This window comes from Vulcaniibacterium thermophilum (genome assembly GCF_007923255.1).
GTDB classification, from domain to species: Bacteria; Pseudomonadota; Gammaproteobacteria; order Xanthomonadales; family Xanthomonadaceae; genus Lysobacter_F; species Lysobacter_F thermophilum.
Map to the genome: position 1 here is coordinate 25,351 of NZ_VOHJ01000030.1, position 9,672 is coordinate 35,022.

The 9,672-nt window shown below is 73.6% G+C and carries 10 protein-coding genes; 9 read left to right on the forward strand and 1 reads right to left on the reverse strand.

All coding sequences use genetic code 11. The features are described from left to right. Window positions 1–86 precede the first annotated feature (86 nt). From pcnB to pgi, 6 genes are all read left to right on the forward strand, one after another. Entirely contained in the window at window positions 87–1,451 is a 1,365-nt protein-coding gene (gene pcnB, locus FQY64_RS11580; RefSeq protein WP_146474428.1) for a polynucleotide adenylyltransferase PcnB, read from the forward strand. 3 nt (window positions 1,452–1,454) lie between these two features. Next, window positions 1,455–1,967: a 2-amino-4-hydroxy-6-hydroxymethyldihydropteridine diphosphokinase gene (gene folK / locus FQY64_RS11585; RefSeq protein WP_146474429.1), complete on the forward strand. Its 513-nt coding sequence runs from the start codon at window positions 1,455–1,457 to the stop codon at window positions 1,965–1,967. Window positions 1,968–1,971: 4 nt separating this feature from the next. Continuing rightward, entirely contained in the window at window positions 1,972–2,787 is an 816-nt protein-coding gene (panB, locus tag FQY64_RS11590) for a 3-methyl-2-oxobutanoate hydroxymethyltransferase (protein WP_146474430.1), read from the forward strand. Between the two features lie 105 nt (window positions 2,788–2,892). Then, window positions 2,893–3,741 carry a pantoate--beta-alanine ligase gene (gene panC / locus FQY64_RS11595; protein WP_146474431.1) on the forward strand — a complete coding sequence of 283 codons (849 nt, stop codon included), beginning with the start codon at window positions 2,893–2,895 and terminating at the stop codon, window positions 3,739–3,741. Between the two features lie 146 nt (window positions 3,742–3,887). Continuing rightward, window positions 3,888–4,268 (forward strand): aspartate 1-decarboxylase, encoded by a 381-nt coding sequence (gene panD / locus FQY64_RS11600; protein WP_146474432.1) that lies wholly within the window; start codon window positions 3,888–3,890, stop codon window positions 4,266–4,268. 16 nt (window positions 4,269–4,284) lie between these two features. After that, complete coding sequence (pgi, locus tag FQY64_RS11605) at window positions 4,285–5,799, forward strand: glucose-6-phosphate isomerase (RefSeq protein ID WP_146474433.1); 1,515 nt, start codon at window positions 4,285–4,287, stop codon at window positions 5,797–5,799. Between the two features lie 186 nt (window positions 5,800–5,985). On the opposite strand, the gene queG is transcribed toward pgi, so the two are convergent. Beyond that, window positions 5,986–7,083 (reverse strand): tRNA epoxyqueuosine(34) reductase QueG, encoded by a 1,098-nt coding sequence (gene queG / locus FQY64_RS11610; RefSeq protein ID WP_146474434.1) that lies wholly within the window; start codon window positions 7,081–7,083, stop codon window positions 5,986–5,988. Window positions 7,084–7,108: 25 nt separating this feature from the next. Here queG and FQY64_RS11615 point away from each other — a divergent pair, with 25 nt between their 5' ends. The 3 genes from FQY64_RS11615 to FQY64_RS15190 all read left to right on the forward strand — a co-directional run. Continuing rightward, window positions 7,109–8,611: an NAD(P)H-hydrate dehydratase gene (locus FQY64_RS11615; RefSeq protein WP_146474435.1), complete on the forward strand. Its 1,503-nt coding sequence runs from the start codon at window positions 7,109–7,111 to the stop codon at window positions 8,609–8,611. Beyond that, complete coding sequence (gene tsaE, locus FQY64_RS11620; protein ID WP_146474436.1) at window positions 8,608–9,081, forward strand: tRNA (adenosine(37)-N6)-threonylcarbamoyltransferase complex ATPase subunit type 1 TsaE; 474 nt, start codon at window positions 8,608–8,610, stop codon at window positions 9,079–9,081. The genes FQY64_RS11615 and tsaE overlap by 4 nt, the downstream gene beginning before the upstream one ends. A gap of 108 nt (window positions 9,082–9,189) precedes the next feature. Further along, window positions 9,190–9,672: AMIN domain-containing protein (locus FQY64_RS15190; protein ID WP_186760964.1), on the forward strand; the 483-nt coding region annotated here is incomplete at its 3' end.

Genomic DNA, 9,672 nt, shown 5'->3' on the forward strand with positions numbered 1-9,672 from the left:
CGCGTCATGAACGCGGCTTGCTAGTATAACGGTCTGCGTTGCCGCCGGCAACGAACCCGTCCACTGCCGCGGCACGCCCGCTCCTGATGCAAGCGAATCCGACCTCCAGCCTGCCCGCCTTGCGCGTGATCCCGCGCGAAGCGCACATCATCTCGCGCAAGAACATCAGCCCGAACGCGCTGCGCGTGCTGTACCGCCTGCGCGAAGCGGGTTTCGGCGCCTATCTGGTAGGCGGGGCGGTCCGCGACCTGCTGATCGGCGGTCATCCGAAGGACTTCGACGTCGCCACCGACGCCACGCCCGAGGAGATCCGCGCGCTGTTCCGCAACTGCCGCCTGATCGGCCGCCGCTTCCGGCTCGCGCACGTCGTGTTCGGGCGCGAGATCATCGAGGTCGCCACCTTCCGCGCCAACAGCGACGACGGCACCGGCGAGCGCGAGCTCGACGAGAGCGGCCGGCTGCTGCGCGACAACGTCTACGGCACGATCGAGGAGGACGCGGTCCGCCGCGACTTCACCGCCAACGCGCTGTACTACGCGATCGAGGATTTCTCGGTGCGCGACTACGTCGGCGGCTTCGAGGACGTGCAGCACCGCGTGCTGCGTCTGATCGGCGATCCGGTCACGCGCTACCGCGAGGATCCGGTGCGCATGCTGCGCGCGGTGCGGCTGGCGGCCAAGCTCGACTTCGACATCGAGCCCGCCACCGCCGAGCCGATCCCGCGGCTGGCGGGCATGCTCGCCGAGGCCGCGCCGGCGCGCCTGTTCGAGGAGTGCCTGAAGCTGTTCCTCGCCGGCCACGGCGAGAAGAGCTTCCTGGGCCTGGAGCGCTACGGCCTGCTGCCGGTGCTGCTGCCGGAAACCGCGGCCGCGCTCGCCGCCAACCGCAGCGGCGCCTTGCGGCGGATGATCCTGCAGGGCCTGCGCGCGACGGACCAGCGGGTGGTGAACGACGAGCCGGTCTCGCCCGCGTTCCTGTTCGCGCTGCTGCTGTGGCCGGCGTACTGCCGCGCGCTGATGGCGCTGCAGGCCGAGGGCGTGCCCACCGCGGAAGCGCAGCGCCGGGCCGCCGATCGCGTGACGCTGCACCAGCTCTACCGGGTGGCGCTGCCGCGGCGCTTCTCGGTGCCGATGCAGGAGATCTGGCTGCTGCAACCGCGCTTCTCGCAGCGCCAGCGCAAGCGGGTGTTCCGCCTGCTCGCCCATCCGCGCTTCCGCGCCGCGTTCGATTTCCTCGCGCTGCGGCTGGCCGCCTCCGACGAGCACGCGGCCGACGTCGCGTTCTGGCGGGAGGCGCAGGCCAAGCCGGGCGACGCGCTGGCGGCCGAACTGGAGGCGCAGCCGCCGCAGGCGGTCGCCGAGGGCAAGCGCAAGCGCCGCAGACGGCGCCGGCGCGGCGGCGAGGACGCGGCCGGCGCGGACACCGGCCCGTCGGCCCCGGGCGAGGACTGACGGATGACCGCGCGTGCGGCGGGCGCCGCGGTGGTCGGCCTCGGCAGCAACCTCGGCGACCGCGTCGCGCAGTTGCACGAGGCGTTCGCCGCGCTCGACGCGCTGCCGCACACGCGCGTGCGGCGCACGTCGAGGCTGTACCGGTCGCCGGCCTGGGGCGTGGCCGACCAGCCGGACTTCCTCAATGCCGCGGTGCTGCTGGAAACCGCGCTGCCGCCGCGCGAACTGCTGGACGAGTTGCTCGCGATCGAGCGCGAAGCCGGCCGCGACCGCAGCGCCGAGGCGGTGCGCTGGGGCCCGCGCGTGCTCGACCTCGACATCCTGCTGTACGGCGACCGCCGCATCGACGAGCCGGGCCTGCGCGTGCCGCATCCGCATCTGCACGAGCGCGCGTTCGCGCTGGTGCCGCTGCTGGAAGTGTGGCCGGAGGCGACGATTCCCGGCCGCGGCCGCGCGCGCGAGGCGCTCGACGCGCTCGGTGCGATGGCTCCGATCGAGGTCGAGGCGCTAGGCTAGCCGCATGTACGCCGCCACGCCCGACAAACCCTGGACCGTTCCCGCGCTGCTCGACGCCAAGCGCGCCGGCCGCAAGCTGACGATGCTCACCTGCTACGACGCCGGCTTCGCGCGCACGCTGGAGGCCGGCGGCGTGGACCTGATCCTGGTCGGCGATTCGCTCGGCATGGTGGTGCAGGGTCACGACAGCACGCTGCCGGTGACGGTGGAGGCGATCGCCTACCACGTGCAGTGCGTGGCGCGTGGCGCGCGCCGCCCGCTGCTGATCGCCGACATGCCGTTCGGCGCCGACGCCACGCCCGAGCGCGCGCTGGAGGCGTCGATCCGCTTCCTGCAGGCGGGCGCGGCGATGGTCAAGCTGGAGGGCGCGGGCTTCAAGCTCGACGTCATCCGCTTCCTGGTCGAGCGCGAGATTCCGGTCTGCGCGCACCTGGGCCTGACGCCGCAGTCGGTGTTGCGGCTCGGGGGGTTCAAGGTGCAGGGGCGCGAAGCCGCCGCCGGGGCGCGGCTGCGCGAGGACGCGCGCGCGGTGCAGGCGGCCGGCGCGTCGCTGCTGGTGCTGGAGTGCGTGCCGAGCGCGCTGGCGGCGGAGATCAGCGCGGAGCTCGAGATCCCCACCGTCGGCATCGGCGCCGGCCCCGGCTGCGACGGCCAGGTGCTGGTGCTGCACGACCTGCTGGGTCTGGCCAGCGGCCACCGCCGCCCGCGCTTCGTCAAGGATTTCCTTGCCGAAGGCGGCTCGGTGCAGGGCGCGGTGCAGGCGTTCTGCGAGGCGGTGCGCAGCGGCGCGTTTCCCGATGCCGCGCATTCGTACGAATGAGCACCGCGGACGAGCGCGGTGAGGCGATTGCCGGCGTTGCCGGCGCGATCGATCCCGCGTCTGCCTGATCGGCGTCCATCCGTATCCATCCGTGGCTGAGTCCGCATGATCGAAGTCGTTACCGAACTGCCCGCGCTGCGCGCGCGCATCGCCGAGTGGAAGCGCGCCGGGTTGCGCGTCGGTTTCGTGCCGACGATGGGCAATCTGCATGCCGGGCACTTCTCGCTGGTGCGGCTCGCCCGCACGCGCGCCGACCGCGTGGTCGCCAGCGTGTTCGTCAATCCGACCCAGTTCGGCCCGAACGAGGACTTCGGCCGCTATCCGCGCACGCCCGAAGCCGACGCGGCGGGGCTCGCGGCGGCCGGTTGCGATCTGCTCTGGCTGCCGTCGGTGGAGACGATGTACCCCTACGGCGTGCAGGGCACGGTGCAGGTGCACGTGCCGGGTGTGACCGCGACGCTGGAAGGCGCGCACCGGCCGGGTCATTTCGACGGCGTCGCCACCGTGGTCGCGCGGCTGTTCAACCAGGTGCAGCCGGATGTCGCCGCGTTCGGACGCAAGGATTACCAGCAGCTCGCGGTGATCCGCTACCTGGTGCGCGATCTGGCCTTTCCGGTCGAACTGCTGGCCGGCGAGACCGTGCGCGAGGCCGATGGGCTGGCGATGAGCTCGCGCAACCAGTACCTGTCTCCGGAGGAACGCCCGCGCGCGGCGACGATCCACGCCTGCCTGCTCGCCATGCGCGAGGCCATCCGCGCCGGGCGGCCACGGACGCAGGTCGAGGCGGAGGCGGACGAGCGCCTGCGCGCCGCCGGCTTCGTGCCGGACTACGCGGTGGTGCGCCGCATCGATCTCACCGAGCCCGCGGACGGAGAACCCGGCCCCCGGGTCGCGCTGATCGCGGCCCGGCTGGGGCGCACGCGCCTGATCGACAACCTGGAGTTCGACGGCTGATCGCCGGAAACGTTTCCGGCGTTCCTGAATGGGGCCCGGCGGTCGGCAGCGTTCCGCGGGCGGAAGGGCGCGGGATGCTGCACTGCGCAAAGCGGCTGGTAGACTTGCGCGATTGCCCGCCGCGCGCCGTGCGCCCGGAGACCGCCATGCACCTGAACCTGCTGAAGGCCAAGATCCACCGCGCCACCGTCACCCACGCCGAGCTGCACTACGAAGGCTCGTGCGCGATCGACGGCCGCCTGCTCGACATCGCCGGCATCCGCGAGTACGAGCAGGTGCACATCTACAACATCAACAACGGCCACCGCTTCGTCACCTACGCGATCCGCGGCGAGGAAGGCAGCGGCATGATCTCGGTGAACGGCGCGGCGGCGCACCTGGCGCAGCCCGGTGACCTGGTCATCATCTGCGCGTATGGCATGCTCGACGAGGCCGAGGCGGCGAACTTCAAGCCGACCCTCGTCTACGTGGATCGCCACAACCGGCTGACCCACACCAACCATTCGATCCCCGCGCAAGCCGCCTGAGACCGACGACACCCGCATGGATGCCGACGCACGCCTCAGTCCCCTGCGCGCCGAGGCGGCGCGCGTCGCCCGCATTCCGCTGCGCGACCTGATCGCGCAGGATCCAGATCGCGCGTGCGGGTTCGCGCTGCGCGTCGGTCCGCTCTACGCCAGCTTCGCGCGCCAGCACTACGACCGCGCGGCGCGCGATGCGCTGTTCGCCCTGGCGCGCGAGCTCGACGTGCTCGCCCGCCTGCGCGCGCTGTTCGGCGGCGAGCCGGTCAACGTCACCGAAGGCCGCGCCGCGTTGCACACCGCGCTGCGCGGCAACCTGTCCTCGTCGCCGACCGCGCGCGAGGCGCACGGCGAGGCGGTGCGCGTGCGGCAGCGGATGCGCGAGGTGATCGACGCGCTCGCGGCAGGCCCGGTGACCGACATCGTCAGCGTCGGCATCGGCGGCTCCGACCTCGGCCCGCGGCTGGCGGTGGACGCGCTGTCCGGTCCGCTGCGCGGACGCTTCCGCGTGCATTTCCTCTCGAACGTCGATGGCCACGCCGCGCAGCGCGTGCTGGCGGGCCTCGATCCGGCGCGCACCGCGGGACTGCTGATCTCCAAGAGCTTCGGCACGCAGGAAACCCTGCTCAACGGCCGCATCCTGCGCGAGTGGCTGGGCGACGACTCGCGCCTGTACGCGATCAGCGCCAACGTCGAGCGCGCGGCCGGCTACGGCATTCCCCCGGAGCGCATCCTGCCGATGTGGGACTGGGTCGGCGGGCGCTATTCGATGTGGTCGGCGGTCGGCCTGCCGATCGCGCTGGCGATCGGCATGGACGGCTTCGAGGCGCTGCTGGACGGCGCGGCGGAAATGGACGCGCACGTGCTCAACAGCGAGCCGGAGCGCAACCTCGCCGTCTGGCATGCGTTCACCGCGGTCTGGAACCGCAACGCGCGCGGGCTGGAGAGCCAGGCGGTGCTGCCGTACGACGAGCGCCTGCGCCTGCTGCCGAACTACCTGCAGCAACTGGTGATGGAGAGCCTCGGCAAGTCGGTCACGCGCGACGGCCGTCCGGTCGCCTGCGCGACGGTGCCGGTGTGGTGGGGCGGTCCGGGCACGGATACCCAGCACAGCTTCTTCCAGGCGCTGCACCAGGGCACCTCGATCGTGCCGTGCGATTTCATCGGCGTGGCGCGCACCGATGCGCCGTATGCCGAGAACCATCGCGCGCTGCTGTCGAACCTGCTGGCGCAGTGCGAGGCGCTCGCCAACGGCCAGGCCAGCGACGATCCGCACCGCGTCTATCCGGGCGGCCGTCCGAGCACGCTGCTGCTGCTCGACGCGCTCACCCCGCGCGCGCTCGGCGCGCTGGTCGCGCTGTACGAGCACAGCGTGTACCTGCAATCGGTAGTGTGGCAGATCAACGCGTTCGACCAGTTCGGCGTCGAACTCGGCAAGCAGGTCGCCAACCGCCTGTTGCCGGCGCTGTCGGGCGAAGGCGAGGCGGACGATCCGGTGACGCGCGCGCTGATCGCGGAGTTGCGCGGGGTCCGCTGAGCGCCTTGTCGGCCACGGATCCACACGGACGAACGCGGATTCATCCCGGTAAGCGCATGGTTGCCGGGCGTACGGGCCAGGACGGCCCGGAAATTGGGCCCCGGCTTGCGCCGGGGCGACGGGTGTGGGCTCCGGTCGTCACCCGCGGCACGCCGCTTCGTCAGTCGGCAAAGTTTCCGTGATCGTTCATCCGTGTGGATCCGTGGCTCGCTCCGCTGCGCCAGCGCGGCGCGCATGCTGCGCCAGCGCCCACTCGACGCTTTCGCGCACGACCGGGTCCTCGCTGCCGCGGCGCGACTGAAGTGCCGCCAGCACGTCGGGCGTGGTCGGGGCGTTGCCGAGCGCGATGGCGATGTTGCGCAGCCAGCGCTGGTAGCCGCTGCGGCGGATCGCGCTGCCCTCGGTGCGCTGCAGGAACTCGGCCTCGCTCCAGGCGAACAACTGCGGCAGGGTGGCGCGGTCGAGATCGTTGCGGGCGCGGAAATCAGGCTCGTCGGTACGGCGCGCGAACTTGTTCCACGGGCAGACGAGCTGGCAGTCGTCGCAGCCGAAGATGCGGTTGCCGATCAGCGGGCGCAGCTCGGGGTCGATCGGGCCCTCGTGCTCGATCGTGAGGTAGGCGATGCAGCGCCGCGCGTCCAGCCGCCATGGCCCGAGGAACGCGCGCGTCGGGCAGATGTCCAGGCAGCGCGTGCAGGTGCCGCAATGCGCGCTGGCGGGCGGGTCGATCGGCAGCGGGATGTCGACGAACAGCTCGCCGAGGAAGAACCACGAGCCGCCGTCGCGGTCGATCAGGCAGGTGTTCTTGCCGATCCAGCCCAGCCCCGCGTTGCGCGCGAGCGCGCGTTCCAGCACCGGGGCGGAATCGACGAACACGCGGTGGCCGAAGGGGCCGATCTCCTCCGCGACGCGGTCGGCCAGCTTCTGCAGCCGGTTGCGCATCAGCTTGTGGTAGTCGCGGCCGAGCGCGTAGCGGGCGACGTAGGCGCGCTCGCCGTCGGCCAGCGTGGCCCAGGCTTCGTCGGGGTCGCGGCCGTAGTCGAGGCCGACCGAGATCACCCGCAGCGTGCCCGGCACCAGCTCCTGCGGCCGCGCGCGCTTGTCGCCGTGGCGCGCCATCCACTCCATCGAGCCGTACAGGCCCTGCCGCAGCCAGTCGCGCAGGTGCGCTTCGTCCTCGCCGAGCTCGACGCCGGCGATGCCCACGCGCTGGAATCCGTGCTCGCGCGCGAGCTGGCGGATGCGCTGCGCGAGCGCGACGGGATCGGGCGGGGACGGGGTCACGGAAGTCGAAGTATAGAATCGCGCGATGGCCGAGCCCTCGCCGCAGCCCGTGCGAAACCTGTACGACACGGCCGCGCTGCGCGCGCTGGAGCGACGCGCGGCGGATGCGCTCGGCGATTCCTTCGCGCTGATGGCGCGCGCCGGGCAGGCGGCCTGGCGCGTCCTGCTCGCGCGCTGGCCGCAGGCGCAGCGCGTGCTCGTCCTCTGCGGGCCCGGCAACAACGGCGGCGACGGCTACGTGCTGGCGATGCACGCGCTCGGCTCCGGACGCGAGGTGCGCGTGCTGCGGTTGCCCGCGCACGCGCCGCGGGCCGACAGCCCGGCGGCGCTGGCCGAAGCGGCCTGGCGCGACGCCGGTGGGCGCACCGACGTCTTCCGCGGCGCGCTGCCGGAGGCCGACGTGCTGGTCGATGCCGTCTTCGGCATCGGCCTGACGCGCCCGCCGGACGCGGACACCGCGACGCTGCTGGAGGCGATCGACGCGCACCCGGCGCCGACGCTCGCGCTCGACGTCCCCAGCGGCGTCGACGCGGCCACCGGTGCCGTGCCGGGCACGGCGGTGCACGCCGATCTGACCCTCGAATTCCTGCTGCCCAAGCTGGGCCTGCGCACCGGGCGCGCGCTCGATCACGTGGGCGAGCTGCGGACGGCGGCGCTCGACCTGGAGCCGGCGTGGCTGGCGCCGCTGACGCCGGCCGCGCGCATGCGGGTGGCGGACGATCTGCGCGAGTGGCTGGCGCCGCGTCCGCGCGACAGCCACAAGGGCCGCAACGGCCGGGTGCTGTGCGTCGGCGGCGAGCACGGCAGCGGCGGCGCGGTGCTGTTGTGCGCCGAGGCCGCGCTGCGCTGCGGCGCGGGCCTGGTGGAGATCGCCACCCGCGAGGCGCACGTCGCCCCCGCGCTGGCGCGGCTGCCGGAGGCGATGCCGCGCGCGGTCGAAGACCCGCACACGCTGGCCTCGCATCTGCCGGCGGCCGACGTGCTGGCGCTCGGCCCCGGCCTTGGGCAAGGCGAATGGGGCCGCGCGCTGCTGCGCGCCGCGCTCGCGACCGGCCGCCCGGCGGTGATGGACGCCGATGCCCTCAACCTGCTGGCCTCGGGCGCGGTCGGCGTGCCGCCCGACACCGTGCTGACCCCGCACCCGGGCGAAGCCGCGCGCCTGCTCGGCATCGATAGCGCGGCGGTGCAGGCCGACCGCCTCGCCGCCGCGCGGCTGATCGCCGAGCGGTTCCGCGCCACCGTGATCCTGAAGGGCGCCGGCAGCCTGATCGCGGCGCCGGACCGCGTTCCCTGCCTGATCGCCGCCGGCAACCCCGGCATGGCGGTCGGCGGCATGGGCGACGTGCTCACCGGCGTGGTGGCCGCGCTGCGCGCCCAGGGCCTGGCCGCGTTCGACGCCGCCTGCGCGGGCGCGCTCCTGCACGCCGCCGCCGGCGATGCCGCCGCGGGCGAGGGCGAACGCGGCCTGCTGCCGCGCGACCTGATGCCGTGGCTGCGGCGGCTCGCCAATCCGGAGGCGCTGCGATGACCGCCCTGCATCTGCGCGACGCCGACGCGACCGCGCGCCTGGGCGCGGCGCTCGCCGCCACCCGCCCGCCGCGCGCGGTGGTGCTGCTGCGCGGCGATCTCGGCGCCGGCAAGTCCACTCTGGCGCGCGCGCTGTTGCGGGCGCTCGGCGTCGAAGGGCCGATCCGCAGCCCGACCTACACCCTGCTCGAACGCCATCCGCTCGCGGCGGGCGGCGAGGCCTGGCACCTGGACCTCTACCGCATCGGCGATCCGGGCGAACTCGACTATCTCGGGCTCGACGAGGACCCGGTCCTGTGGCTGGTCGAATGGCCGGAGCGGGGCGGGGGCGCCTTGCCGCCGCCCGACCTGGAGATCGTCCTGGCGCTGGAGGGAAGCGGGCGCCGGGCGGAGCTGCGGGCACGCTCGCCGGCGGGTCGGGGCTGGTTGGATCGACTGGCCGGCCGGCGGGAGCTTGCGACCGGTTCCTGAATCTTTGGCGAGAAAAGCGCGCCAGGTGCCGGTTCCGAAAGGAAAAAACGCTTGCAATGGGCCGGACGCGGTGCTTGACTACCGCCCATGCGCGCGAGGGGGATCACCGTGGAGAGGCTGCTGCTGGGCGCGGCGTTGCTCGCCGCCCTGGTGTGGAACCTCGCGCAGGCGGCGGAGATCCGCGACGTGCGCCTTGCCACCGGCGCCACCGGCACCCGCGCCGAGATCGCGCTGGACGCCGCCGCCCGCTACAGCGTCCTGCGCCTGGCCAATCCCGACCGCCTCGTCCTCGACCTGCCGCAATCGGCGCTGGCCTCCGGCGTGCGGCTGCCGGCCGCCGCGGGCGTGGTGAAGGCGGTGCGGACCGGTCAGCCGGCTGCGGGCACGCTGCGCATCGTGTTCGATCTGGCGCAGCCGGTGGCGGCGCTGACGCCCCGGCTGGAGCCGGCGGCGCAGGGCGCGCGCCTGGTCGTCGAATGGCCGGGCGACGGCGAGCCCGCCGGCGCGGCATCGGCCACCGTGGCCGCGCCCGTCCGGTCCGCCGCCGTGCCCTCGGCCGGATCGGCCGCGGCGGTCGCACCGGCGGCGTCC